Origin of the sequence: Streptomyces odontotermitis (genome assembly GCF_050510915.1) — a bacterium.
GTDB lineage: Bacteria > Actinomycetota > Actinomycetes > Streptomycetales > Streptomycetaceae > Streptomyces.
Genome location: NZ_JBNJLS010000024.1, coordinates 59,289 through 83,784, shown reverse-complemented (window position 1 = coordinate 83,784; position 24,496 = coordinate 59,289). Strand labels below are relative to the sequence as shown.

At 71.9% G+C, this 24,496-nt stretch carries 29 protein-coding genes and 1 riboswitch; of the genes, 13 read left to right on the top strand and 16 right to left on the bottom strand.

The window, feature by feature from the left end; all coding sequences use genetic code 11:
* Nucleotides 1–5 precede the first annotated feature (5 nt).
* From ACQB60_RS39550 to ACQB60_RS39535, 4 genes are all read right to left on the bottom strand, one after another.
* Nucleotides 6–434, bottom strand: a complete 429-nt coding sequence (locus ACQB60_RS39550) for a GNAT family N-acetyltransferase (protein ID WP_496930927.1) — start codon at nucleotides 432–434, stop codon at nucleotides 6–8.
* 74 nt (nucleotides 435–508) lie between these two features.
* Nucleotides 509–1,408 (bottom strand): TIGR03621 family F420-dependent LLM class oxidoreductase, encoded by a 900-nt coding sequence (locus ACQB60_RS39545; protein WP_496930926.1) that lies wholly within the window; start codon nucleotides 1,406–1,408, stop codon nucleotides 509–511.
* Nucleotides 1,409–1,458: 50 nt separating this feature from the next.
* On the bottom strand, nucleotides 1,459–4,026 hold the full coding sequence (locus ACQB60_RS39540; protein ID WP_496930925.1) for an ABC transporter permease: 2,568 nt from the start codon (nucleotides 4,024–4,026) through the stop codon (nucleotides 1,459–1,461).
* A 14-nt stretch (nucleotides 4,027–4,040) separates the two neighbouring features.
* A complete protein-coding gene (locus ACQB60_RS39535; protein ID WP_496930924.1) occupies nucleotides 4,041–4,868 on the bottom strand; it encodes an ABC transporter ATP-binding protein in 828 nt (275 codons plus the stop codon).
* 222 nt (nucleotides 4,869–5,090) lie between these two features.
* Here ACQB60_RS39535 and ACQB60_RS39530 point away from each other — a divergent pair, with 222 nt between their 5' ends.
* From ACQB60_RS39530 to ACQB60_RS39520, 3 genes are all read left to right on the top strand, one after another.
* On the top strand, nucleotides 5,091–5,318 hold the full coding sequence (locus ACQB60_RS39530) for an antitoxin (protein WP_384847756.1): 228 nt from the start codon (nucleotides 5,091–5,093) through the stop codon (nucleotides 5,316–5,318).
* Between the two features lie 37 nt (nucleotides 5,319–5,355).
* Nucleotides 5,356–5,694 carry a fic family toxin-antitoxin system, toxin component gene (locus ACQB60_RS39525; protein WP_384847753.1) on the top strand — a complete coding sequence of 113 codons (339 nt, stop codon included), beginning with the start codon at nucleotides 5,356–5,358 and terminating at the stop codon, nucleotides 5,692–5,694.
* Between the two features lie 149 nt (nucleotides 5,695–5,843).
* A complete protein-coding gene (locus tag ACQB60_RS39520) occupies nucleotides 5,844–6,218 on the top strand; it encodes a VOC family protein (protein WP_496930923.1) in 375 nt (124 codons plus the stop codon).
* Here the strand turns inward: ACQB60_RS39520 and ACQB60_RS39515 are convergent.
* The 4 genes from ACQB60_RS39515 to bioB form a co-directional block, all read right to left on the bottom strand.
* Entirely contained in the window at nucleotides 6,190–6,855 is a 666-nt protein-coding gene (locus tag ACQB60_RS39515; protein ID WP_496930922.1) for a class I SAM-dependent methyltransferase, read from the bottom strand. The two genes, ACQB60_RS39520 and ACQB60_RS39515, sit on opposite strands and share 29 nt — an antisense overlap.
* A 290-nt stretch (nucleotides 6,856–7,145) precedes the next feature.
* Nucleotides 7,146–7,865, bottom strand: coding sequence for a dethiobiotin synthase (gene bioD, locus ACQB60_RS39510; protein ID WP_496930921.1), 720 nt, complete (start codon nucleotides 7,863–7,865; stop codon nucleotides 7,146–7,148).
* A gap of 1 nt (nucleotide 7,866) precedes the next feature.
* Complete coding sequence (locus tag ACQB60_RS39505; protein WP_496930920.1) at nucleotides 7,867–9,186, bottom strand: adenosylmethionine--8-amino-7-oxononanoate transaminase; 1,320 nt, start codon at nucleotides 9,184–9,186, stop codon at nucleotides 7,867–7,869.
* Entirely contained in the window at nucleotides 9,179–10,372 is a 1,194-nt protein-coding gene (bioB, locus tag ACQB60_RS39500; RefSeq protein ID WP_496930919.1) for a biotin synthase BioB, read from the bottom strand. The genes ACQB60_RS39505 and bioB overlap by 8 nt, the downstream gene beginning before the upstream one ends.
* Nucleotides 10,373–10,597: 225 nt before the next feature.
* Here bioB and ACQB60_RS39495 point away from each other — a divergent pair, with 225 nt between their 5' ends.
* On the top strand, nucleotides 10,598–11,749 hold the full coding sequence (locus ACQB60_RS39495) for an 8-amino-7-oxononanoate synthase (RefSeq protein WP_496930984.1): 1,152 nt from the start codon (nucleotides 10,598–10,600) through the stop codon (nucleotides 11,747–11,749).
* Between the two features lie 66 nt (nucleotides 11,750–11,815).
* Here ACQB60_RS39495 and ACQB60_RS39490 read toward each other — a convergent pair whose 3' ends face one another.
* Both ACQB60_RS39490 and ACQB60_RS39485 read right to left on the bottom strand, forming a co-directional pair.
* Nucleotides 11,816–12,040, bottom strand: a complete 225-nt coding sequence (locus ACQB60_RS39490; RefSeq protein ID WP_496930918.1) for a DUF397 domain-containing protein — start codon at nucleotides 12,038–12,040, stop codon at nucleotides 11,816–11,818.
* Nucleotides 12,041–12,049: 9 nt separating this feature from the next.
* Complete coding sequence (locus ACQB60_RS39485) at nucleotides 12,050–12,910, bottom strand: helix-turn-helix domain-containing protein (protein ID WP_496930917.1); 861 nt, start codon at nucleotides 12,908–12,910, stop codon at nucleotides 12,050–12,052.
* A gap of 293 nt (nucleotides 12,911–13,203) precedes the next feature.
* On the opposite strand from ACQB60_RS39485, the gene ACQB60_RS39480 reads away from it, so the two are divergent.
* Nucleotides 13,204–13,638, top strand: a complete 435-nt coding sequence (locus tag ACQB60_RS39480; protein WP_496930916.1) for an ATP-binding protein — start codon at nucleotides 13,204–13,206, stop codon at nucleotides 13,636–13,638.
* Between the two features lie 31 nt (nucleotides 13,639–13,669).
* Here ACQB60_RS39480 and ACQB60_RS39475 read toward each other — a convergent pair whose 3' ends face one another.
* Nucleotides 13,670–14,575 carry a LysR family transcriptional regulator gene (locus ACQB60_RS39475; RefSeq protein WP_496930915.1) on the bottom strand — a complete coding sequence of 302 codons (906 nt, stop codon included), beginning with the start codon at nucleotides 14,573–14,575 and terminating at the stop codon, nucleotides 13,670–13,672.
* 99 nt (nucleotides 14,576–14,674) lie between these two features.
* Here ACQB60_RS39475 and ACQB60_RS39470 point away from each other — a divergent pair, with 99 nt between their 5' ends.
* Complete coding sequence (locus tag ACQB60_RS39470; protein ID WP_496930914.1) at nucleotides 14,675–15,310, top strand: LysE family translocator; 636 nt, start codon at nucleotides 14,675–14,677, stop codon at nucleotides 15,308–15,310.
* Here the strand turns inward: ACQB60_RS39470 and ACQB60_RS39465 are convergent.
* The 4 genes from ACQB60_RS39465 to ACQB60_RS39450 all read right to left on the bottom strand — a co-directional run bounded on the left by ACQB60_RS39465 (nucleotide 15,249) and on the right by ACQB60_RS39450 (nucleotide 17,907).
* A complete protein-coding gene (locus ACQB60_RS39465; protein ID WP_496930913.1) occupies nucleotides 15,249–15,821 on the bottom strand; it encodes a DUF6328 family protein in 573 nt (190 codons plus the stop codon). The genes ACQB60_RS39470 and ACQB60_RS39465 overlap by 62 nt on opposite strands.
* 101 nt (nucleotides 15,822–15,922) lie before the next feature.
* Nucleotides 15,923–16,393 (bottom strand): C40 family peptidase, encoded by a 471-nt coding sequence (locus tag ACQB60_RS39460; protein ID WP_496930912.1) that lies wholly within the window; start codon nucleotides 16,391–16,393, stop codon nucleotides 15,923–15,925.
* Nucleotides 16,394–16,396: 3 nt separating this feature from the next.
* Nucleotides 16,397–16,564: riboswitch (cyclic di-AMP (ydaO/yuaA leader) on the bottom strand.
* Nucleotides 16,565–16,946: 382 nt separating this feature from the next.
* Nucleotides 16,947–17,252: a hypothetical protein gene (locus tag ACQB60_RS39455; protein ID WP_496930911.1), complete on the bottom strand. Its 306-nt coding sequence runs from the start codon at nucleotides 17,250–17,252 to the stop codon at nucleotides 16,947–16,949.
* A gap of 7 nt (nucleotides 17,253–17,259) precedes the next feature.
* Complete coding sequence (locus ACQB60_RS39450; protein WP_496930910.1) at nucleotides 17,260–17,907, bottom strand: ATP-dependent Clp protease proteolytic subunit; 648 nt, start codon at nucleotides 17,905–17,907, stop codon at nucleotides 17,260–17,262.
* 69 nt (nucleotides 17,908–17,976) lie between these two features.
* Between ACQB60_RS39450 and ACQB60_RS39445 the strand changes: the two genes are divergently transcribed.
* Nucleotides 17,977–18,264 carry a type II toxin-antitoxin system Phd/YefM family antitoxin gene (locus ACQB60_RS39445; RefSeq protein ID WP_496930909.1) on the top strand — a complete coding sequence of 96 codons (288 nt, stop codon included), beginning with the start codon at nucleotides 17,977–17,979 and terminating at the stop codon, nucleotides 18,262–18,264.
* Nucleotides 18,265–18,405: 141 nt separating this feature from the next.
* Here the strand turns inward: ACQB60_RS39445 and ACQB60_RS39440 are convergent, their stop codons facing one another.
* Nucleotides 18,406–19,422 (bottom strand): ABC transporter permease, encoded by a 1,017-nt coding sequence (locus tag ACQB60_RS39440; protein ID WP_496930908.1) that lies wholly within the window; start codon nucleotides 19,420–19,422, stop codon nucleotides 18,406–18,408.
* A gap of 178 nt (nucleotides 19,423–19,600) precedes the next feature.
* Between ACQB60_RS39440 and ACQB60_RS39435 the strand changes: the two genes are divergently transcribed.
* The 6 genes from ACQB60_RS39435 to ureG all read left to right on the top strand — a co-directional run bounded on the left by ACQB60_RS39435 (nucleotide 19,601) and on the right by ureG (nucleotide 24,450).
* Nucleotides 19,601–20,224 carry a TetR/AcrR family transcriptional regulator gene (locus tag ACQB60_RS39435; protein ID WP_496930907.1) on the top strand — a complete coding sequence of 208 codons (624 nt, stop codon included), beginning with the start codon at nucleotides 19,601–19,603 and terminating at the stop codon, nucleotides 20,222–20,224.
* A gap of 265 nt (nucleotides 20,225–20,489) precedes the next feature.
* Nucleotides 20,490–20,792 (top strand): urease subunit gamma, encoded by a 303-nt coding sequence (locus ACQB60_RS39430; RefSeq protein WP_384847564.1) that lies wholly within the window; start codon nucleotides 20,490–20,492, stop codon nucleotides 20,790–20,792.
* A 14-nt stretch (nucleotides 20,793–20,806) separates the two neighbouring features.
* Nucleotides 20,807–21,214 carry an urease subunit beta gene (locus tag ACQB60_RS39425; RefSeq protein WP_496930906.1) on the top strand — a complete coding sequence of 136 codons (408 nt, stop codon included), beginning with the start codon at nucleotides 20,807–20,809 and terminating at the stop codon, nucleotides 21,212–21,214.
* A complete protein-coding gene (locus ACQB60_RS39420) occupies nucleotides 21,207–22,928 on the top strand; it encodes an urease subunit alpha (protein WP_496930905.1) in 1,722 nt (573 codons plus the stop codon). The genes ACQB60_RS39425 and ACQB60_RS39420 overlap by 8 nt, the downstream gene beginning before the upstream one ends.
* Nucleotides 22,929–22,953: 25 nt before the next feature.
* A complete protein-coding gene (locus tag ACQB60_RS39415; RefSeq protein WP_496930904.1) occupies nucleotides 22,954–23,628 on the top strand; it encodes an urease accessory protein UreF in 675 nt (224 codons plus the stop codon).
* Between the two features lie 123 nt (nucleotides 23,629–23,751).
* Entirely contained in the window at nucleotides 23,752–24,450 is a 699-nt protein-coding gene (ureG, locus tag ACQB60_RS39410; protein ID WP_496930903.1) for an urease accessory protein UreG, read from the top strand.
* Nucleotides 24,451–24,496: the final 46 nt, after the last annotated feature.

Here is a 24,496-nt window from a genome sequence, read left to right as displayed (position 1 = left end):
CTCGGTCACGCCTCCGTGAACGGCTTCACCCAGCGGCTCCACTGCGGCTGCGGCGCATAGCCCGCCGCGCGCCAGGCGTGGTGGGCCAGTTCATTGTCGTCCAGGACCATCGCGTCGCCCCGGCGGCCGCCGAGCGCCACGAAGCGCTCCTCGGCGGCGTCGAGCAGGGCGCCGCCCACGCCCCGCCTCCGCTGGTCCGGGTGCACGGCAAGACGGTAGAGCGAGGCCCGCCAGCCGTCCCAGCCGGCGATGACGGTGCCCGCGAGCTCCCCGTCCCGCTCGGCGAGCAGCAGCGCCTCGGGGTCGCGCGCGACGAGCCGCTCCACGCCCGCGCGGTCGTCGGTGATGCTGGTCCCCTCGGCGGCGACCTTCCAGAAGGCGAGCACGGCGTCCAGGTCGGCGGGGGTGGCGTGGCGTATGTGCAGTTCACTCATGAGGTCATCTCAGCAGGAGGGCGGGCGAGTCCGCCCGGCCTTTCACGATCCGGACGCCCCGCGCGGGCTCGGCCTCAGCTCCCGCTGAGCTCCTCGATCACGGGGGCGAGCGCCTCCATCGCCGGTTCGAGCACGGAAATGTACGAGAACCCGTACCGCTCCCGCTGGGCGCGCAGTTGCTCCGCCTGCTGCGCGACCGTCCCGATGAGGAGGATCGGCAGGTCGAGGATCTCGTCCTCGGTGAGGTAGGGGATCCTGTCGAGGGCGGTGCGGGCTGCTGCCCTGCGGTCGCCGGTGGGCACGACCATCTGGAGCAGCAGGTTCAGCTCGGCGGGTGCCGCTGTCGAACGGCGCTCCGCCGCGAACCGCCGGTACGCCGCGACCCGCTCCGCCACCTGTGCCGCCGGGAGCGCGATGAGCTTGCCGCCCGGGTCGGCGGGGTCGGTGCGGGTGCCGTGGAACGCGGCGATGTCCGCGTGTGCGGCGGTCAGCCTCAGCATGCGGTCGCCGTGGCCGCCGATCAGATACGGGGGGCGGGGCCGCTGCGGCGACGGCGGCCGGAGCTCGGGGTCGGTGAGGATCCGGTCCAACTCCTCGACGGTGCGCCGCAGATGGGTCACGCGCTCGCCGGGCGTCCCGAACGGCAGCCCGGCCGCGTCGTGTTCGGCCTTCACATAGCCGGTGCCGAGGCCGAGCTCCAGCCGGCCGCCGGTGAGGGCATCGGTCGTGGCCACCTCGCGGGCGAGCAGCGTCGGGTTCCAGAACCCGGCGTTGAGCACGAACGTGCCGACCCGGGGCCGTTCGGTCGCCTCGGCCGCGGCGACGACCGCAGGAAAGGGCGCGGGCAGGCCGAGGTGGTCCGGGACCAGGATGACGTCGTAGCCGAGGTCCTCGGCCCTGCGGCACTTCCTGCGCCACTCCTCGCCCCCGGTGGGGGTCATCATGGTGACGCCGAAGCGGAACGGACGGCTCATGAACTCACCTCGGGAAAACGGAAGTTGAGCATGTCGAGGCCGTCAGTCCATCACTCGTGCGCGATCGCCGCCAGTACATTCATGCGGGATGCACGCAGTGCGGGCAGCAGCGCCGCCACGATCCCCACCACGACCGAGCCGAGGACCACCGCGACGAGCGTCGTCCAGGGCACCGCGAACTCCTTCATGCCCTGCAGCGCCAGCACCTGGCTCACCGCGACGCCCCACACCAGGCCGAGCGCGAGCCCGAGGACCGCGCCGAACACGGCGATCACCACCGACTCCAGGCGGATCATGCGGCGCAGCTGACGCCGTGCGAGACCGATGGCGCGCAGCAGCCCGATCTCCCGGGTGCGCTCGACCACCGACAGGGCAAGGGTGTTGACCACGCCGAGGACCGCGATGACGATCGCGAGGCCGAGCAGCGCGTACACGAGGTAGAGCAGCACCGCGATCTGCTGCCGGATCAGCTCCTTGTAGTCGGCCTGGTCGAGGACGCGCACCTGCGGATACGGGTCGAGGGCGCGCTCCAGGTTCTGGCGCAGCGTGTCGGGGTCGGTGCCCGCGGCGGCGTTGACCATGAGCGCGACGTCCTGGCCGCCCGGCACGTACTGCGTCATCGTCCCGTAGCCGACGAAGAGGCCGCCCTTCATGCCGGGGCCCTCGGCCTGGTCCTGGTCGGTGAGGGCGCCCACCGTCAGGCGCGCGGTGCGTTTGCCGGGGAACTCCACCGGGATGACGGAGCCGACCCGCACCCCGTGGTCGGCGGCGAAGTCCTTGTCCATGCCGATGTGTTCGGGGGCGAGCGCCGCGGCGCTGTCGCCCTGTGCGTACGTGAGGTGCACGACGTCGTCGAGGCGCGGACCGTAGCCCGCGGCCGCCGACGTGACGTGCTTGCCGTCCGGCAGCGTCACCTCGACCGTCGCGAAGCGCTGCCGCACGACGAGCCCGGCGCCCTTGGTGGCGTTCACCTTCCGGCCGACCTCGTCGGCGAACGGCGCGAAGGTGGTGGCGTTCTGCACCACGAAGTCGGCGCCCAGCGTCTTGTCGATCTGCCGGTCGAAGGACTTCGTCATCGACGCGCTGGCCACCGAGAGGCCGCCGACCAGGGCGAGCCCGATCATCAGGGCCGCCGCCGTGGCACCCGTGCGGCGGGGGTTGCGCAGCGCGTTGCGCTGGCTCATCCGGCCGACCGAGCCGAACAGGGCGGGGAACGCAGCGCCCAGGACCCGGATCACCGGGCGCACCAGGAGCGGCCCCGCGACCACGGTGGCGACGAGCGTCAGGGCGATGCCGGCGCCGAGCAGCGAGGCCGCGGACGCGGTCCGGTCGGCCGCCGCGCAGCCCGCGAGCGCCGCGAGCCCCGCCGCGCCCACGACCGCCCCGGCGATCGCCCGCGTCCGCAACGGCCGCCCCACACCGGTGACTTCGGCGTCCGCGAGCGCCGCCATCGGGGACACCTGGGCGGCCCGGCGCGCGGGCAGATAGGCCGCGACGAAGGTGACACCGACCCCCACCACATACGCGGCGACGGGCGTCGCCACCCCGATGACCATCTCCGTCGACTTCAGGTTCATCCCGAACACGCCCATCAGCTCGATGAGCCCCACCGCCAGGCCGATGCCCGCGGCCAGCCCGAGCGTGGAGCCCACCACGCCGAGGAGCACCGCCTCGATCAGCACGGAGCGGCGCACCTGGCGGTGGTCGGCGCCGAGCGCGCGCAGCAGCCCGAGCTCACGGGTGCGCTGCGCGATGAGCATCGAGAACGTGTTGACGATCAGGAAGATCCCGACCAGCACGGCGACCCCGGCGAAGCCGAGCATCACGTACTTGATGACGTCCAGGAACCCGCCCAGCTGGGCCGCGTCCGACTCGGCCTGCTCGGCGGCGGTCCTGAGCTCGTAGCCGGATCCCAGTTCGGCGGCGACGCGGCGCTTGAGGTCCCGGTCGCTGACGCCCGGCGCCGCGTCCAGGGAGATGCCCGTGGCGGCCTTGGTGTCACCGAGGAGGTGGCGCTGGGCGGTGGGGGTGTCGACGAACAGGAGCGCGGCTCCGGGGTTGGTCGTGGTGAAGGTGGCGATGCCGACGATCTCCACCTTGAACGAGCCGGGCCGGGCGAGGACGGTGAGGGTGTCGCCGATCTCCAGGTCCTTCTTGTCGGCGGTGTCGGCGTCGAGCATCGCCTGGCCCGCGCCGTGCGGGGCGTGGCCCGAGGTGAGCTTCACGGGGCTGCGGTCGGAGGCGTACCAGTTGGTGGCGATGGTGGGGGCGCCGGTGGTCGGGCCGACGGACTTGTTCTTCTTGTCGACGACCGTGACGTTCTCGACGGCGGCGTCGACGCGGGCGTCCGCGACCCCGTCCACCTTCGCCAGCCGCCCGGCGAGGCTCGCGGGCACCGTCGCCGTCTGGCCCGAGGGCAGCGTCTCGTCGGGGCCCTCCTTGGGGCTCACGGTGACATCGGCCGAGGTGGAGGCGAAGAGCCGGTCGAAGGTGCGGCTCACGGTGTCCGAGAAGATCAGGCTGCCCGCGACGAACGCCACGGACAGCACGACGGCCAGCGCGGAGAGCGCGAGCCGCCCCTTGTGCGCGAGGAAGCTGCGCAGGGTCGCCTTGAGCATGCGCCGGCCGCCCTTCAGCCCTGCTCGCCCGGACGCGGCGACCGCTCCTGCGCTTCCCGCCCGTCCGGCGGCGCACCGTCCTGGGCCGCCGCCACCGCGTGCACCACGTCGAACCGCTTCATCCGCTCCAGGACCGCCTCCGCGCTCGGCCGCGCCATCTCGTCGACGATCCTGCCGTCCGCGAGGAAGAGCACCAGATCGGCGTGGGCGGCGGCGCCCGGGTCATGGGTCACCATCACCACGGTCTGGCCCAGCTCGTCGACCGCGCCGCGCAGGAAGCCGAGGACTTCGAGGCCCGCCCGCGAGTCCAGGTTGCCGGTCGGCTCGTCCGCGAAGATCAGCTCGGGCCGCGAGGCGAGGGCCCGCGCGCAGGCCACGCGCTGCTGCTGCCCGCCGGAGAGTTCGGCGGGCCGGTGCGTGAGGCGATCGCGCAGGCCAAGGGTGTCGATCACATGCTCGAGCCACTTCGGGTCGGGGCGTCGGCCCGCGATGTCCATCGGCAGCGTGATGTTCTCCAGGGCGCTGAGCGTCGGGATGAGGTTGAAGGACTGGAACATGAAGCCGATCCGGTCCCGCCGCAGCCGGGTCAGCTCCCGCTCCCGCAGCCCCGTGATCTCGGTGTCGCCGAGCCACACCTGCCCCGCCGAGACGCTGTCGAGCCCGGCCAGACAGTGCATGAGCGTGGACTTCCCGGACCCGGAGGGCCCCATGACCGCGGTGAAGCGCCCGCGCCCGATCTCCACGTCGACCGCGTCGAGGGCGAGCACGGTGGTCTCACCGGAGCCGTACGCCTTGGTCAGCCCGCGGGCTCGGGACGCGGCGCGGGAATCTGATGTGGACAAGGCGTCCTCCCGGGGCGAGATCGCGCCAACTCCCGTACTCTGGAAGGGAGTCGGCCAGGGTACGCAGAGGGTACGGGGCGCAGCGGGGGACCGGTATCCGTCCGAGGTCGGGCGTCGAGGCGTATGTAAGGGCCACGATCCCGCCGAGAGAGGCAGCGCATGTCATCGTGCGCCGTCCGGGCGCCCTTGCCGGTGCTAGCGTCCCGGCGCTAGCTTGAAAAGATGGCGAAGACTCAGCTGAACGTACGGGTGGACGAGGACACGGCCCGGACAGCCCGCGAGCGCGCGCTGTCGAGGGGCATGAGCGTCAATCGCTACATCGAGGAACTGGTGAAGCAGGACGCGGGCGAGATGGGGCATACGTTCGTGGACGCGGCCGCCGACTTCATGAAGCAGTACGAGTCGGTGTTCGCGGAAGAGTTCGGCACCGGGCGCGAAGGTCGTCGTTGAGCCGTTGAACCTCAGAATCGATCTTGCCTGGCTCTTGATGATCGCCGAACACAAGACCCCCGGCGACCCGCAGGTCACCGACTGGGGCGCGCTCGTCGCCGCCGTCAGCAGGCACGACGCGGAGATCTTCGGCATGCCCGTCTACGAGACCCCGCACGACCGCGCCGCCGCCCTCCTCCAACTCCTCCTGCACGTCCCGGCACTTGAGCGCTCGAACGCCCTGTTCGCCACGTCCGTCGCCTACGCGTACCTGGTCGCGAGCGGCCTCAAGGTGGTCACGTCACCGGAGCAGGTGCGCGACCTCGCGCGCGTGGTGAAGGAAGAGGACGTGAGCGTGCACGACATAGCGGAACAACTGCGCCAGTGGAGCCTGTGAATCCACGAGCTCTCCGAGCCCTCCGAGCTCCCCGTCCCCTCCGGCGCCTTCCGTCTCCATCACCGATGAGTTCCGGGCCGGGCCCCAGTCCTCCTTCATGACCCGTACCGAGCCCGCACGGGGCTCACGGACCAGGAGGAGTGGATCCCTTGCCCGCAGCCATCCAGTCGATCATCTTGACCCCGGACCTGGACCGACTCGCTGCCTTCTACCGCGCCCTGCTCGGCGCCGAGGAGACCAACCGGGTGCCCCCGGAGGGCCCGACGTTCTTCGTCGAACTGCGCATCGGAGAAGGTGAGTTGGGTCTGGTGTCGAACGAGAAGGTGGGGATCGGCACGGACCAGCGGCTCCTGATCAGCGTGACGGTCGAGGACGTGGACGCCCTCCTCGACCGGGTCGAGCGGCTGGGCGGCCAGGTGCTCGGCCCGCCGAACGACATGCCGTGGGGCCAGCGGGTCGCCCACATCAAGGACCCGGACGGCAACCGCGTGAACCTCAGCCAGCCTCTGGAGCAGGCTCCATAGGCCGCCGGGCAACGCCCCGCACGCAGTACGAGGTGGGCGCGCGGGGCCCCTTGGGCGGAACCAACGCCCTTTCATACGAGCCCAGTTCGAAACTCGCTCCCTCAAGGGCCCCCAAAATGTCCCGCCCCGAGTGACAGCCGCCGAAAAGGAGCGGCCACACGGTCGCGTCCAGGGCGCGCTGGGCGAGAACCATCGAACCACCGGGGGCCCGCCCGTGCTCGAAGAACCGCAGCTCACCCCCGGGCCGCAGCACCCGCCGCAGTTCGGCGAGCGCCCGGGGCAGATCCCGCACGCTGCACAGCACGAGCGAGGCGACGGCGGCGTCGTACGCCTCGCTCTTGAGAGGCAGGGCCTCGGCGATGCCCGGCACCACGTCCACCGGGACCTCGGCGCGCCGCCCCGCCTCGGCCGCCAACGTCCTCAGGTGACGCTCGGGTTCGATGGCGACGACCTCGCTGACCGAGGCCGGATAGTGGGCGAAGTTCAGCCCGTTGCCCGCGCCGACCTCGATGATCCGCCCGGACAGACCGGACAGGAGCGCACGGCGGTGCGGCCCGACGACGGCTTCGGCGCGCGGGCTGAAGCGGGCGTAGAGACGGGCGAAGACAGGGTGGTGGACGGGTTCGCGTGGTGCCATGGGAACTCCTCGGCGGACCGTCGCCCCAACTCCCGGACAGACCGGAGGGGCCGGAAAGGGCCGAGGGGCGGTTGCAGGTCCCTTCCCCCGACAACGGCAACCTCGAAACCGTACGGCCTACAGAGCCCCCACCGGCCTGCAGACGGGCAACCGGCCGGTGGGGTGGGGACGCGGCGGTATGTCCGCCCGCAGTACAGCACCCCACCCACGCCAGTACTCATGACCCCCTGGGGCGCCCCCGGCTTTTCGAGGACGGACATACCGCCGCGTCCCCACCCCACCACCCCCCACTAGCGTCCGTCGGGGCCCGGCAACCCCTCGGCCCGCCACACCCCACCCAGCTCCGGCCCCACCCAACTCCCGGCCCGCGCACGGAAGTCGGCGGCACCCAGCGCCCCCGCTCCCTCCGGCACGGCACCCAGGAGCGGCGCTCCCGCGGCCACCGGCAGGTCCGCCACGTTGCAGCGGGACGCCAGGTCGGGCGACGCGGGCCAGCTGCCCACGACCACGCCGAGCTGGCGCAGCCCGCGGGCGCGCAGGGCTTCCCCCGTGAGAGTCGTGGTGTTCAAGGTCCCGAGCCCCGCGGAGGCCACCACAAGGACCGGGGCACCAAGAAGAGAAGCAGCGTCAGCCAACGTCGAGCCACACTCGTCGAAGCGGACGAGCAGCCCTCCCGCACCTTCGACCAGGACCAGGTCGTGCTCCGCGGCCAGCTTCTCCGCGGCCTCGGCGATCTGCGGCGGCCGTACAAAAGCAGCCCCGGCCCGCGCGGCCGCCCGCTCGGGAGCCAACGGCTCGGGGAACCGCGCCAGTTCGGCCGTCGTGAGGCCGCCACCCACCAGCCGTACGACCTCGGCGGTGTCACCCGGCTCACCCGGCGCCACACCGGTCTGCGCGGGCTTCAGCACCGCGACACTGCGCCCCGCGCCGAGCGCCACCGCGGCCACCGCGGCAGTGACCACCGTCTTGCCCACCTCGGTGCCCGTCCCGGACACGATCACGATCGCCACGTCACGCCTCCCGCGCCACGGCGCACACCGCGCGCCCGATCCGCGCCACGTCGTCGTCGGAGGTGACGAACGGCGGCATCGTGTAGATCAGGTCCCGGAACGGCCGCAGCCACACGCCCTCGCGCACCGCCGTCCGCGTCGCCGCGGCCATCGCCGCCGCGTCCAGGGGCTGGTGGAGCTGGACCACGCCGATGGCCCCGAGCACCCGTACGTCCCGGACGCGCGGCAACTCGGCGGCCTCGGCGAGGGTTTCGCCCAGGCCCGTCTCGATGCGCTTGACCTCGGCCTGCCAGTCCTGCCCGAGGAGCAGGTCGAGCGAGGCACCCGCGACGGCCGTGGCGAGGGGGTTGCCCATGAAGGTGGGCCCGTGGGCCAGGACGGGCACCTCGCCCTGCGAGATGCCGTCCGCGACCCTGGCCGTGCACAGCGTCGCGGCCAGGGTGAGATACCCGCCGGTCAGCGCCTTGCCCACGCACATCACATCCGGCGTGACGGCCGCGTGCTCGGCGGCGAACAGCGCCCCGGTGCGGCCGAAGCCCGTCGCGATCTCGTCGAAGACGAGCAGCACGTCATGGGCGTCGCACGCCTCCCGCAGGACCCGTAGATACGCGGGGGAGTGGAACCGCATCCCGCCCGCACCCTGCACCACGGGCTCGACGATCACGGCGGCCAGCTCGTCGGCGTGCCGGGCGATCAGCTCACGCAGATGGTCCGCGTACGCCGCGTCGAAGTCGGCGTCGAAGCCGGCCGGCGGGGCGTCGGCGAAGATCTGCCGCGGCAGCACGCCCTGCCACAGCTCGTGCATCCCGCCGTCCGGGTCGCACACGGCCATCGGCTGCCAGGTGTCGCCGTGGTAGCCGCCCCGCCAGGTCAGCAGGCGCCGCTTCGCGGGGCGGCCGAGGGAACGCCAGTGCTGCAGGCACATCTTGACGGCGACCTCGACGGAGACCGAGCCGGAGTCCGCGAGGAACACATGCTCAAGTCCCTCTGGGGACATGTCGACAAGGCGCTTCGCCAGCCGGACGGCGGGCTCATGGGTGAGCCCGCCGAACATGACGTGGCTCATCCGGTCCAGCTGGCCGCGCGCCGCCTCGTTGAGCACCGGGTGGTTGTAGCCGTGGATCGCCGACCACCAGGACGACATCCCGTCGATCAGCTCGTACGTGCCGCCGCTGCCGTCCGCGACGCGCAGCCGCACCCCGCTCGCCGACTCGACGACCAGCGGGTCCTGCCTGCCGGGCATGGGCCCGTACGGATGCCACACATGACGGCGGTCGAGGTCGAGGATCTCGGTGACGGAGCCGGGAGTGACGTCAGGCATTGGGAGCCAGATCCGTCCCCGCACCACGCCGACGCACCGCCACCAGGTCCGTGCGCGCCCCGGGCACCTCGACGGTTTCCTGGGCCTCCTGGGCCTCCTGGGCCTCAGCGGGCTCGGTGGCGGAACCGCACGGCCCGCAGGAGCCACTCTCGTGCGAACCGCACCCCGCCCCGACCGCGTCCGCACGGTGCTTCGGCAGCGTCACCTGGTCCGCGCCCTCGACCTCGAACCCGGCGTCCGCGATCATCTCCAGGTCGGCCTTGCCCGCCTGGCCCTCGCTGGTCAGGTAGTCGCCCAGGAAGATCGAGTTGGCGAGGTGCAGGGCCAGCGGCTGCATCGTGCGCAGATGCACCTCGCGGCCGCCCGCGATGCGCACCTCGACGTCCGGGCAGACGAAGCGGACCATCGCGAGGATCCGCAGGCAGCGCTGCGGGGTGAGGTTCCACTCCTTGGCGAGCGGCGTGCCCTCGAAGGGGATCAGGAAGTTGACCGGCACCGAGTCCGGGTCGAGTGCGCGGAGCGAGTAGACGACGTCGACCAGGTCCTCGTCGCTCTCGCCCATGCCCGCGATCAGGCCCGAGCAGGCGGAGAGCCCGGCCGCGTGCGCCTTCTGCACGGTGTCGACCCGGTCGGCGTACGTGTGTGTCTTGGTGATCCGGCCGTACGTGGCCTCGGACGTGTTGAGGTTGTGGTTGTAGGCGTCCGCGCCCGCCCCGCGCAGCCGCTCGGCCTGGCCGTCGGAGAGCAGGCCGAGACAGGCGCAGACCTCCACGCCCTCGTTCTGGTCCTTGATCGCCTTGATGGTCTCGGAGACCCGGTCCACGTCCCGGTCCGTGGGGCCGCGCCCGCTCGCCACCAGGCAGACCCGCTTGGCGCCGCCCGCGAGCCCGGCGGCCGCGGCCTCGGACGCCTCGTCGGGCTTCAGCCACGTGTACTTGAGGATCTCGGCCTTGGACCCGAGCCGCTGCGAGCAGTAGGAGCAGTCCTCCGGGCACAGGCCGGACTTGAGATTGACGAGGTAGTTGAGCTTCACCCGCCGCCCGAACCAGTGCCGCCGCACCTTGCCCGCGGCGGTGACCACGTCGAGCAGATCGTCGTCGGAGGTGGCCAGCACGGCCAGCGCCTCGTCCCGGGTCGGCAGTTCGCGCCGGAGACCCTTGTCCACCAGTGTGTTCAGGAGATCCATGGCGCTGATCCTTACGCACCCGCGGGCCCCTTGGCCATGGAGACTTCACACAAGAGCCGCGCTCTGGCGTGTGGCTCTTGCCACACCCTGGCCAGGGGAAATCGCGGCTATGGTCTGTGCACTGTCTACAAACACGGTTGCCTGTAAACATGCACGGCCCCCGTGTGCACACGGCTCCGCCCCGGCCCGGCGGGCGACGACCCGGAGGCACCGGTGACGAGACCGATGGACGTGCAGGCCCCCGCCCACGCCCCCTTCGACTGGATAGACACCCAGGCCCGGCAGCGCGAACAGGCCGGACTGGTCCGTACCCTGCGCCCGCGCCCCGCGCAGTCACCGCTCCTCGACCTCGCGAGCAACGACTACCTGGGCCTGGCCCGCCACCCCGAGGTGACCGAGGGCGCGGCCGCGGCGGCCCGGCGCTGGGGCGGCGGCGCGACCGGCTCCCGCCTGGTGACGGGCTCGACCGAGCTGCACGCCCAACTGGAGCAAGAACTCGCCGAGTTCTGCGGCTTCGAGTCGGCCCTGGTGCTCTCCTCCGGGTACGCGGCGAACCTCGCCGCCGTCACGGCGCTCGCCCCGCACGGCTCCCTGATCGTGTCGGACGCGGACAACCACGCCTCGCTCATCGACGGCTGCCGGCTCGCCCGGGGCGCCACCCAGGTCGTACCGCACGCGGACCCGGACGCGGCCCGCAAGGCGCTCGGCACCCACGCGGGCCCGGCCGTCGTCGTCTCCGACTCGGTGTTCTCCGTCGACGGCGACGCGGCCCCGCTCGCCCAACTGGCCGCCGCCTGCCGGGAGTTCGGCGCCGGACTGATCGTCGACGACGCACACGGCCTCGGGGTGCTCGGCGAGGGCGGGCGCGGCGCGGTGCAGGCGGCGGGGCTCGCCGGGGCGGCCGACACGGTCGCCACCGTCACCCTGTCGAAGTCCTTCGGCAGCCAGGGCGGCGCGGTCCTCGGCCCCGCGAAGGTCATCGACCACCTGGTCAACGCGGCCCGCACGTTCATCTTCGACACGGGTCTCGCCCCGGCGGCGGCGGGCGCCGCGCTCGCCGCCCTGCGCCTGCTGCGCCGGGAGCCCGAACGCGCCGCGCGGGCCCGCGCGGTCGCCGCCGAGCTGCATCAACGGCTCACGGGCGAGGGGCTGTTGGCGGTGCGACCGGACGCCGCCGTCGTGTCCGTACGGGCGCCGTCGCCGGAGGCGGCCGTGCGCTGGGCGGCGGAGTGCCGGGCCCAGGGGCTCGCCGTGGGGTGCTTCCGGCCCCCGTCGGTGCCGGACGGCATCTCGCGACTGCGGCTGACCGCCCGCGCCGACCTCGACGAGACGCAGATCGCCGACGCCGTACGGGTGATCAGCCGCAGTGCACCCTGAAGTACCTGTTCGACAAGTACCTTTTCAACAGGTACCTGTTCAACAAGTATCTGATCAACCACCCCCCTACCCAAGGGAGTTGACGAACTCCTCCCAGCTGGCGGCGGGGAACAGCAGGGCGGGCCCCGCCGTGTCCTTCGAGTCGCGCACGGCGACCTGGCCCGTCAGCGCACCGGTGGTGAGCTGGGTGGTCTCGACACAGTTGTTCATGCCATTGCTGTGGCTGCTGCGCCGCCACAGCGCACCCCGGAGCGCCGTGCTGGAACGTACGTGCCGAGGCAGTGCGGTCATGGTGCCTCCTTACGCGCCGTCGCCTATCCCGGCGATGAAATCCGTTGATTCCTCGGGCGAAAGTGCTTGAGCGGTCACCGAGTTGAAGGCATCGGTGTATGCCTGGAGGTCTTCTTTCCGCTCGAGATAGAGGCTACTCGTCAAATGGTCGAGAACAACCACATCCAGATCAGCAATGTTCGGAAATGAGAAAATAACGAAAGGCCCGATGAGCCCACCGTGCTCTCCGGCGGCGAACGGAAGGACCTGAATCCGTACATGCGGCATTTCGGCCGCTTCCAGTAACCGCCTCAACTGCCCGTTGCGCACCCGCTCCCCACCGACCATCCGGCGCAGCACCGCCTCGTCCAGGACGACGCTCAGCCGCAGCGGCACCGGCGCGCTCAGCACGTCCTGGCGCGCCATGCGCACCTCCACCAGGGCGTCCACCTGCGCGTCCGGCAGTCCGTCGAGCGCCGCCCGGGTCACCGCGCGGGCGTAGTCCTCGGTCTGCAGCAGCCCCGGCACCACCGAGGTCTCCAGCGTCCGCACCCAACTCGCCTGTGACTCAAGGCTGATGAAGTCCCGGTACGCGGGCGGCAGCAGCCCCCGGTAGGCGTGCCACCAGTGGTGGCGCCCGCCCTCGTCACCGGTGCCCGCGAGCGCCACGAGCAGCTCGCGCAGGTTCGGGTCCTTCACCTCGTACGCCTCGAGGAGCAGGCGCATGTCGTCCGGCTTCACGCCGCTGCGCCCGGTCTCGATGCGGCTCACCTTCGACTGGTGCCAGCCGACGCGGGTGGCGGCCTCGCCGCTGGTGAGCCCCGCTTCCTGGCGCAGCGCGCGCAGCTCGGCACCGAGCTTGCGGCGGCGCACCGCGGGTCCGTACTGCATGGCCGTCTCCTTCCGGCTCCATCCGGCTCATCATGGCTCCATTTCGGCCCGGACCGGCGGTACGGTCGAGTGTTCCCGGCGACCGTGGAGGAAGCGCCAGTCTGGTGCCCAAATACGGTCGGCCGTAGCAGAGTTCACCGCTTTGAGCGACAGATATATGCACATCTCGGTGGATCGCCACGCGTGAACGGCACGAGAGTGGCAGGCTGGCCGAAGCACCAGTCCGGGGCCGTCCTCGAAGCCATCCGTCATGCGTCGGCGTCCGGGCCCGGTGGGAAAGGGACAGCGACGCCATGGCAGACCATCAAGAAGCAACCGTCACTCTGCCGAGCGATCCTGCCTCGGTCTCCGCGGCCCGCAAACATGTCTCAAACGTTCTGACCGACTGGGGGCTGCCGAGCGACGGCGAGACCGCGGACACGGTCCGCCTCATCGTCTCCGAGCTCGCGACCAACGCCGTGCAGCACACCTTCGGCCAGTCACCCACCTTCACCGTCGACCTCGAACTCGACCGCGACGAGCGACTGCGCATCGGCGTCACCGACAGCCACCCCCGCTACCCCAAGCGGCTGCCCGCCGCCGTCCAGCAGGACAACGGCCGCGGCATGGTCATCATCCGCTGGCTCACCGCCGAGTGCGGCGGCAAGCTCACCGTCCAGCCCACGTCCGAGGGCGGCAAGACGGTCTGGATCAGCCTCCCTTGGACCCCGGCCACGGTCCAGAGCTGAGCGCGCAGTCGACCATCGCCATCGCCCCTTTTCAGGGGCGCCCGAACGCGCTGCGCAGCAGGGCCCGGAACGTGTCCGTCGCGGGGCTCGGCTCGTCGGCGCGGTACACCACCGAGATGACGCGGCGCAGATCGCCCGGCTCGAGGGCCCGCACCCCGACCGGCGCGGGCGCCGTCCGCGCCACCATCTCCGGTACGACGGCGACGCCGAGCCCCGCACTCACCAGGGCGCTCACCAGCGCGTACCCGGGCGTCTCGACGCGGACGGAGGGCGTGGCGCCCGCGCGGGCGAGCGCCGACTCCACCACCGTCCGGTACGGGTGCGAGGGCGCCATGCTGATCAGCGGCTGCCCGGCGAGCTCGGCCAGCGGCAGCCGCGCGGACCCGCTCGACAGCACGTGCCCCGGCGCGGTCACCAGGACCAACTCCTCGACCAGGACGGTCTCTTGGCCCAGCGAGGCGGGCAACTGCGGTGGCTCCGCCGGCTGGTAGAAGTGGGTGAGGGCGAGGTCCACCGCACCCTCCGCCACCGCCGCGATGCCGAGCGGCGGTTCATAGCCCGTGACGGTCAGCTCCACGTCCGGGTGGGCGCGCCGGAACGCGGTCAGGGCGGGCGGCAGCAGATGGATGCCCGCGGTCGTGAACGTGCCGAGCCGGAGCCGCCCGCCGGAGAGCCCCGCCACCTGCGCCAGTTCGTGCCGCGCCCGCTCCATCTCGTCGAGCACCCGCCGGGCCCGCGCGAGAAGGAGCTCGCCCGCACCGGTCAGCCGCGCCCCGCGGTGGTGGCGCACCAACAGGGCGGCGCCCGCCTCCCGCTCGAGCTTGGCGAGCTGCTGGGAGAGCGCGGGCACGGTGTAGCCGAGGCGCTCGGCGGCCCGGGTGATCGAACCGGCCTCGGAGACGGCGACGAGGGCGGCGAGGCGCGTCGGGTCGTACACGGGACTCTCCTCGGCCGTGCTGAGCCTAAACGTCTGCTTAAGCCAGACCCAGGATATTCCACATACCTGCTGAAGACCCGGTCCAGGCACGCTGGGCCCATGGACGCTCAACTGCTCGCCTTCACCGGCCTCGCCGCCGCGCTCGTCGCCATGCCGGGCGCCGACTTCGCCGTCGTGGTGCGGCACGCCCTCGTCTCCCGCCGCGCCGGCGCCGTCTGCGCGCTCGGCATCGCGGCCGGGCTGCTCGTGCACACGGCACTCGCGGTCGCGGGGGTCGCGGCGGTCCTCGCGTCCGTACCGGCGCTGTTCCGCGCGCTCCAACTGGTGGGCGGCGCCTATGTGCTGTACCTGGGGGTGCGGGCGCTCGAAGGGTGGGTGCGGACGCGCGGGACGACGCGGGCAGAGGCTCCGGACGCCGTGGCGGTGGCGGACGTGCGGGGCGGGCTGCGCGAGGGCTTCCTCACCAACGCCCTGAACCCGAAGGCGTCGCTCACCTTCCTCAGCGTGCTGCCGCAGTTCGTGCCCGACGGCAGCCCGGCGATGCCCCGCACCCTGCTCCTCGCGGCGATCGTGGTGGCACTCGCCGTGCTGTGGTTCCAGGTGGTGGCCCTCCTCGTGGACCGGCTCGGGACCTGGCTGCGGCGGCCGCGCACCGCCCGCGCCATCGAGGGCCTCACCGGCACCGCGCTCGCCGCCCTCGGTCTGGCCCTGCTGTGTGAACCGCTCCTCGGCTGAGGCGCACCGATCCCTGGCGGACCGGCCGCGACGAGCGGCCCGCGCGCCGCACCAGACGCGGCAGCACGCCCCACAGCGCGCCGCACACCAGGAGCGTCCCCGCGCCCGCGCCCACCCCGGCCGCCCGGCCCGCCGTCACGTCGACCACGAGCAGCACCGCCCCGCCGAGGGCGAGCACGAGCACGCCCATGCCGACCCCGGCGAGCCGGGAGGAGACCCGTACCACCAGCGGCTTGGCACCCTGCCGGAACAGGGCGCGGTGCAGGGCGGCGGGCGCCGTGAAGAGGGCGGCGGCCAGCACCGCGAGCAGCAGCGTGGCGACGTACGTGCCGCGCTGCACGGTGTCGAGCGACGGGAAGCGCGGAGTGAACGCGAGCGACAGCAGGAACGCGAAGAGGATCTGGACGCCGGTCTGGGTGACCCTCAACTCCTGGAGCAGCTCGGAGAAATTGCGGTCGGCCCGCTGAAGAGGCGTCTCGTTGCGGTCCGTACAGAGGTGGCGGGCGGGCATGGCACACGAGTAGCCGCGCCCGCCCGCCTCAACCGTGGCAGGGGAACCGCAGATCCAGGGATCTGCGGTTCCGCAGGGCCGAAGGGCCGGGAGGCCGGGGGTCAGCGCACCCTGCCGTACCAGACGCTCTTGGTCCAGATCTTCTGCTTCCGCACCACGTCACCCGTCTTCGGCGAGTGCCAGATCTTGCCGCCGCCGGCGTAGATCCCGACGTGGTAGACGCTCCGGCCCGAGTGGAAGAACACGAGGTCGCCGGGGGCCCGCCGGGACTTCGAGATGTGGCGGGTCTTGTTGTACTGCTGCGCGGCGGTGCGCGGCAGCTTCTTGCCGGCCTTCTTGAACGAGTACAGCGTCAGGCCCGAGCAGTCGAACCGGTGCGGTCCGACCGCTCCATAGCGGTACGGAGAGCCCTTCTTGGAGGCCGCTACCTTGAGCGCTTTCGATGCGTGCGTAGCCGCTTGTGCGTCGCTTGCGAGGCCGGGAGCCACGATGGTCCCGCCCACCGCCGCGAGCGTCAGTGCCGACGCGGCGCCGGCCCTGGTGAGCAACGGAACACGATTCAGCGCAGTCATGCGCAACCCTTCGTCAACCGCCTGTGAAGGATGACCTGTCGGATTCGGGCTGGCGAAGTTGCCCGGCCGCGGTGTGCGGCTTCACCCCAAGGGCCGTCCGGATCAAGCCCGGTGGCCCGTCGTGCCTGGGTCCTCCACTCCTGCCGATGCATTCTTCGTCGACCGGTCATCCGGGCAGCGGCAGGACTCGGCGTCCGCCCGGACCGCCCCGCCGCGGTGGCGGGGGCTTGTCGTCGAAAGGGATCTTGACCCGTCAACCCCGAGAATTCCGAGCCGAATCGGCAGTTTGTGAGGCTCCTCACGACTGACCTGTTCGGGTGGACAGCGGTGAATGGGGGAAATCGGCGCGACGGCAGAGCATCGCTCGACCAGCACCGGAATCACGTATTCCGGTGCGCGCGTACAAACCTTGCGCAACTCTGGACCGCGTCCGGACCGAGGCCCGCCTACGCTGATCGGGGGACCACGTCTGGTCCGTTTCACGCCGCGACCGGACGGTGCGGCGCGGCGCGCGCGGCGCTCGATGGGCCGCGCGCCGGCCGCCGGCGGGCCCTCAACCCCCGGACTGTGGCGGAACGGTGACGCGCTGTGACCGCCGTTCGCCGTCCAGCACCCGCAGGGCCTGGGCGAGCGTCGTGGCGTGCACCTCGCTCTCGCCGCGCTGGTGCATCAGGGCCAGCGCGTCCCGCAGTTGGGTCGCCTTGCTGACCAGCGCCTGGGCGGCGCGGAGTCCGCCGTACGTGGTGGTGGAGCGGGCCGGGTTGATGCGGCCGAGGAGGTCCACGGCCTCCAGGTAGCGGTCGATCAACTCGCCCTCGGCGCGCGTCAGGGCGGGCAGCGGCGGCAGTTCGGGGAGCATGCGCGGCTCACCTCGCGCCCGGCGCGGAGTCCTGCGCGCCCCGGCGGCCCGGTACGACCCGGTCCACGAGCCCGTACGCGACGGCCTCGTGCGCGTCGAGGATCTTGTCCCGCTCGATGTCGGCGGCGACCCGCTCGGGGCTCTGACCGGTGTGCCGGACCAGCAGCTCCTCCAAGAGGGCGCGGGTGCGCAGCAGTTCGTCGGCCTGGATCACCAGGTCCGAGGTCTGCCCCTGGATCGGCTCGGTGACCGTCGGCTGGTGGATCAGGACCCGGGAGCCGGGCAGCAGGGACCGCTTGCCCGGCGTGCCCGCCGCCAGCAGGACAGCGGCGGTACCGGCGGCCTGGCCCAGGCAGACGGTCTCCACGTCGCAGGAGACGTACTGGAGCGTGTCGTAGATCGCGGTCATCGCGCTGAACGAGCCGCCGGGGGAGTTGATGTAGAGCGAGATGTCCCGGTCCGGCGTCTGGTGCTCCAGATACATGAACTGCGCCATCACGTCGTTGGCCGAGGTGTCGTCGACGGGTGTCCCGAGGAAGACGATCCGCTCCTCGAGGAGCTTGGAGTACGGGTCCTGCGTGCGTACGCCCGAGCTGGTGCGCTCGGTGAGCTCGGGCAGGACGTAGCGGGCGGTGGGGCGGCGTGCGGCGGTCATGACGTCCTCGTCTCCTGGGCGGCCATCTGTAAAAAATGTACAGGACGTACGTGACGTTATGATGGGGGCATGGCCTACGAGATTCCGGTGACGCAAGCCCGAGCAGAGCTCGCCGACCTGATCAACCGCGTCGTCTACGGCGGGGAGCGGGTCGTCGTCACCCGGCACGGCAAGCCGCTCGTCGCCCTGGTATCGGCCGCTGACCTGCGGCGACTCGAAGAGCTCGGCGAGGCCCCGGAGCCCGCCGAGGAGCCCGTGATCAGCTCCGTGTCGACGGTGGGCACCTCGACGTCGGCCCGCCGCGAACAGCAGCGCTTCGGCATCGCCGCGGAGCACCGGGGGCCGAACGCGTCCTAGCGCGAACGAAGACGGGCGAGAACGAAAACAGGCACGAACGAAGACGGGCGAGAACGAAAAAGGGCCGTACGCCCCCGTCCGCTACAGCGGGGGCGTACGGCCGTATCGAGGGGCCGGTGCCGTAGGCGAAGGGCCGGGCGATCAGCCGACCGGAGCCGCCTCCCGCGCCCCGGCGACGGCGGACTCGGCCCCCGCCGCACCGCGCCGCCCGCGCAGCGCGCCCAGCAGCACGGCCAGCAGGCCGAGTCCGGCCCACGCCGCGAGGGTGAGCGCCGGGGCCGTGGCCCGCGCACCGTCGAAGTAGGAGACCGAGCGCAGCAGCGAGCCGCCCGCTCCCGGAGGCAGCAACTGGCCCAGGAATCCGACGGGTTGAGGCAGCAGTTCGGGAGCGGAGGTCGCCCCCGAGAAGGGGTTGCCGAGCAGCACCATCAGGAAGGCGCCGACGCCGATCCCGGGCGGCCCGAGCAGCGCCGCGCACCCGGCGACGGCGGCGCCCACCGCGAGCGTGGAGAGTCCCAGCACCCCGGCTTCCGCCCACCAGTTGCCGGTCAGCACGCCGAGCCAGCTGTGGGTGAGCGCCGCGCCGACCGCGCCGACCCCGGCGGCGGCCAGGACGAGGGCGAGGGCGGCGCGCGGGCCGCGCAGCTTCAGCAGCGTCGCGAGAACTCCGGAGGCGACCCCCGCGATCGCCAGCGGCAGCACGCTCGCACCGAGCACGGAGCCGCGCGGGTCGGCCGCCGGCGCGGGCACCACATCCGTAACGGGCACCTCGGCCCCCTTCGGTGCCTGCCCGGCCACCGCGTGCTGGAGCAGCTGGGCGGCGACGGGACTCGCGGCGGACGCGGTGAGGAGCTTCGGTCCCTCTGCGGTGACGACGACCGCCCCGTATACGGTCCGGTCCTCGATGGCGTCGCGGGCCGCGGCCTCGTCGGCGTAGCGATGGACCTCGAACGCCCCGTCCTGCGCCTGGAGTTGGCGCTGCACGGGGGCGGTCGCGGCGGCGGGCCCCGCGAGCCCGAGCGGCAGGTCGCGCGGGGCGATCCGGGCGCCGGGCCAGGCGAAGGCCCAGAGGGCGAGGGCGGCAAGCACCGGCGCGAGGAGGGCCACCGCCACGATGCGGCGGGCCGGTGGGGGCGCGGCGGCGGGGGGCGTGGACATGGGTGTCTCCGGGAGGGAGTAGGAGGCGGCGGACAAGGAGGGGCGCTCCCAACAGGCTCAGGGAGCCGGGGAGTTGGCCCCGAAATTCAAAGAGAAGGATCGTTCGTTTTAGGTGGCTCACTGTGCGGGCGGCGAGCGTCGCTTGTCAAGAAGGAATGTTCGTTTTACGTTGAGCGCCATGGCCCGCGTATCCCAGGAACACCTCGACGCACGCCGCCGCCAGATCCTGGACGGCGCCGCCCGCTGCTTCGCCCACAACGGCTTCCACGCCACGTCGATGCAGGACGTCCTGAAGGAGGTCGGGCTCTCGGCGGGCGCCGTCTACCGCTACTTCGCGGGCAAGGACGAGCTGATCGAGGCCGTCGTGGCCGAGGTGCTCGAGGTCATACGGGGCATCTTCGAGGAGGCCGCCGGGCAGACCCCGCCCCCGCCGCCCGACGTCCTGGTGGGGGCGGGGTTCCGGGACGTGCTCGGTGGCGGTGCCTACCGCGTGGCGGACGAACCGTCGTTCCTGCCGCGCCTGATGGTGCAGGTGTGGACGGAGACGCTGCGCAACGGCGGGCTCTCGGCGCTCCTGCGCGACGGGTATGCGCGCGTGTCCACGGCCTGGATCAAGATCGTCGAGGGCTATCAGGCGGCGGGCATGATGCGGGCCGACATCCCGGCCGAGCACGTCGCGCGGACCATGATCGCGACGGCGCAGGGATTCGCCGCCCAATTGGCGCTTTTTGGCGAAGAAGTCACTGTTGAGGCACTGCAGGACGGACTGCGCGGGTTGATGAGCATGGCGGCGCCCCGCTGACGGTCATGAGGCGCCGGGGATCATGAGCCGGTGATGATCGGTGGTGGGTATGGCGGAGACCTGCTGCTGGTCATGGGCCGGTCAAGGGATGGTTAACCTCCCTGAAACTCCTTCCAACTACCCTCCCATCCCACGCCACCTGGGGTTTTTGTAGCCGGGGTGCGCATGATCGCGCGCAATTCTTGTGTGTTACATCTATACCTGTCGCGGTGGCGCGGCGACCGGACCCCGCACGGTTCGGAGTGAGAGCTGTGAGGTGGGATACGTGCAACTGACCCCGCACGAACAGGAGAGGCTGCTCATCCATGTGGCCGCCGACGTGGCCGAGAAACGAAGGGCGCGGGGACTGCTGCTCAACCATCCCGAGGCCATCGCCCTGATCACCTCCCACATCCTCGAAGGCGCCCGCGACGGCCGGACGGTGGCGGAACTGATGTCGTCGGGGCGGAAGCTGCTCACCCGTGACGACGTCATGGAGGGCATCCCCGAGATGATCCACGACGTCCAGGTCGAGGCCACCTTCCCGGACGGCACCAAGCTCGTCACCGTCCACGACCCCATCGTCTGACGGGAGTTCCCGCCATGCATCCCGTCACGCCCACCACCCTGCACGGCCTCGTCCCCGGCGAGATCCTCTTCGCCGACGAGCCCGTCGCCTTCAACGAGGGCCGCGAGGTCACCCGCCTCACCGTCCTCAACGCCGCCGACCGCCCCGTCCAGGTCGGCTCCCACTACCACTTCGCCGAGGCCAACCCGGGCCTCGACTTCGACCGCGGGGCCGCGCACGGCAAGCGGCTCAACATCGCCGCGGGCACCGCCGTGCGCTTCGAGCCCGGCATCCCCGTCGACGTCGAACTCGTCCCGCTGGGCGGGGCGCGCATCGTCCCGGGCCTGCGCGGCGAGACGGCCGGAGCCCTCGACGGGACCGCAGGGGCCCGCAAGCAGACCGGAGTCGCCCTCCACGAGACCGGAGGAGCCTCCGATGCCTGAGCTGTCCCGCGCCGCGTACGCCGATCTGTTCGGCCCCACCACCGGCGACCGGATCCGGCTCGCCGACACCGATCTGCTGATCGAGATCGAGGAGGACCGCTCCGGCGGCCCCGGGCGCTCCGGCGACGAGTCCGTCTTCGGCGGCGGCAAGGTCATCCGCGAGTCGATGGGCCAGTCCCGCACGACGCGCGCCGAGGGCGCCCCCGACACCGTCATCACGGGCGCCGTGATCGTCGACCACTGGGGGATCGTCAAGGCCGACATCGGCATCCGCGACGGCCGCATCACCGGCATCGGCAAGTCCGGCAACCCCGACACGATGGACGGCGTCCACCCGGACCTGGTCATCGGCCCCGAGACCGAAGTCATCGCGGGCAACGGCAAGATCGTGACCGCGGGCGGCATCGACACCCACATCCACTTCATCTCGCCGACCATCGTCGACGAGGCGCTCGCCTCCGGCGTCACCACCCTCATCGGCGGCGGCACCGGCCCGGCCGAGGGCAGCAAGGCGACCACGATCACGCCCGGTTCCTGGCACCTGGCCCGCATGTTCGCGGCCCTGGAGAACAGCCCCGTCAACATCGGCTTCCTCGGCAAGGGCAACACCATGTCGAAGGACTCCATGCGCGACCAGCTGCGCGCCGGCGTCCTCGGCTTCAAGATCCACGAGGACTGGGGCGCCACCCCCGCCGTGATCTCCGCCTGTCTGGACATCTGCGAGGAGTCCGGCGGCCAACTCGCCGTCCACACCGACACGTTGAACGAGGCGGGCTTCGTCCAGGACACCTTCGACGCCGTCGCCGGACGCACCCTGCACGCCTTCCACGTCGAGGGCGCGGGCGGCGGCCACGCCCCCGACATGATCACGGCGGTGTCCCTGCCGAACATGCTCCCTGCGTCCACCAACCCGACCCGGCCGCACACCGTCAACACCGTCGAGGAGCACCTCGACATGCTGATGGTCTGTCACCACCTCAACCCGGCGGTGCCCGAGGACCTGGCCTTCGCCGAGTCCCGCATCCGCCCCACCACGATCGCGGCCGAGGACATCCTCCACGACCTCGGCGCCATCTCGATCATGTCGTCCGACTCCCAGGCGATGGGCCGCATCGGCGAGGTGGTGATGCGCACCTGGCAGACCGCGCACGTGATGAAGCGCCGCCGCGGCTTCCTCCCGGGGGATGTGCGCGCCGACAACCGCCGTGCCCGTCGCTACGTCGCCAAGTACACGATCAACGCGGCGGTCGCGCAGGGCGTGGAGCATGAGATCGGCTCGGTGGAACACGGCAAACTGGCCGACTTGGTGGTGTGGGACCCGAGATTCTTCGGCGTAAAGCCTCAAGTGGTCCTGAAGGGCGGCCAGATCGCCTACGCGCAGATGGGCGACGCGAACGCGTCCATCCCCACCCCCCAGCCGATCCTCCCGCGCCCCATGTTCGGCGGCCACGGCAAGGCCCCGGCCCGGAACTCGTACGCCTTCGTGACCGAGACGGCACTGGCCGACGGCCTGCCCGAACGGCTCGGCCTGGAGCGGGAGTTGCTCCCCATCCGCTCGACCCGCGGCCGCACCAAGGCGGACATGCGCGAGAACGACGCACTGCCGCGCGTGGAGGTGGCCCCCGACAGCTTCGCGGTGACGATCGACGGCGAGCTGGTCGAGCCGTCACCGGCGGCGGAACTCCCGCTGGCGCAACGCTACTTCCTCTTCTGACGTCAGTAGGGACGAGGAATTCACCATGTCCAGAGCCGCACTCCTGGTCCTGGCCGACGGCCGTTTCCCCGCCGGTGGGCACGCCCACTCCGGCGGGGCGGAGGCCGCGGTCAAGGCGGGCCGCATCACCGGGGCGGCGGACCTCGAGGAGTTCTGCCGTGGCCGTCTGCACACCACCGGCCTGGTGTCCGCGGCTCTGGCCGCGGCCGCCGCGAGCGGCGCCGACCCCCTGACCCTCGACGAGGCCGCCGACGCCCGCACCCCGTCCCCGGCCCTGCGCACAGCGGCACGCCGCCTCGGCCGCCAGCTGCTGCGCGCCGCCCGCTCCACCTGGCCGACCCCCGAACTCGACGCCCTGTCCCGCCAGTTCCCCAAGGGCACCCACCAGCCGATCGTCCTCGGCCTCACGGCGAGAGCGGCGGGCCTCACCCCCGAGGACGCCGCGTACTGCTCCGCGTACGAGAACATCAGCGGCCCCGCGACGGCGACGGTACGGCTGCTGAGCCTGGACCCGTTCGAGGCGACGGGGGTGCTGGCGCGACTGGCACCGGAGATGGACGCGGTGGCGGCGCGGGCGGGGGAGGCGGGGTGCCGTGCGACGGCGTTCGGCGTGGACGAACTCCCCGCCGGGTCGGCGCCGTTGCTGGAGATCGGGGCGGAGGCGCATGCGGGGTGGCCGGTGCGCTTGTTCGCGTCGTAGGGACCTAGGGACTTAGGAACCTAGGGACTTAGAGACTTAGGGGCCCAGGGACCTAGGGGCCCTACGGGGGACTGGCGCCCCCCACACGTAAACGCATACACGTATACATACGGAGCACTCACGATGCACCTCGACCACACCCACAACCCCGCCAACGAGATCAGCGCGGACGCGCACCGTGCGAACGGCACCCGCCGTGCCCTCCGCATAGGGCTGGGCGGCCCCGTGGGCTCCGGCAAGACGGCCACCGTCGCGGCCCTCTGCCACGCCCTCCGCGAAGAACTCTCGCTCGCAGTCGTCACGAACGACATCTACACGCGCGAGGACGCCGAGTTCCTGCTGCGCGAGGCGGTCCTGCCCCCCGAGCGGATCACCGCCGTCGAGACGGGCGCCTGCCCGCACACGGCGATCCGCGACGACATCTCCGCGAACCTGGAGGCGGTCGAGGACCTGGAGGACGAGGTCGGCCCGCTCGACCTGATCCTCGTGGAGTCCGGCGGCGACAACCTCACGGCCACCTTCTCCAAGGGGCTGATCGACGCGCAGATCTTCGTGATCGACGTGGCGGGCGGCGACGACATCCCGCGCAAGGGCGGCCCCGGCGTCACCACCGCGGACCTGCTGGTGGTCAACAAGACCGACCTCGCCCCGTACGTCGGCTCGGACCTGGCCAGGATGGCGGCAGACGCCAAGGCGGCACGCGCCGAACTGCCGGTCATCTTCCAGTCCTTGAGGTCGGACGAGGGCGTGGCTCCGGTGGCGGAGTGGGTCCGCGCGCAGTACAGGTCCTGGACCACGGAACACAGGCACGCGTCGGCATGAGCACGAGCACGGTACAGAGCCCAACGAGCCCGCCGACTCCACAGAC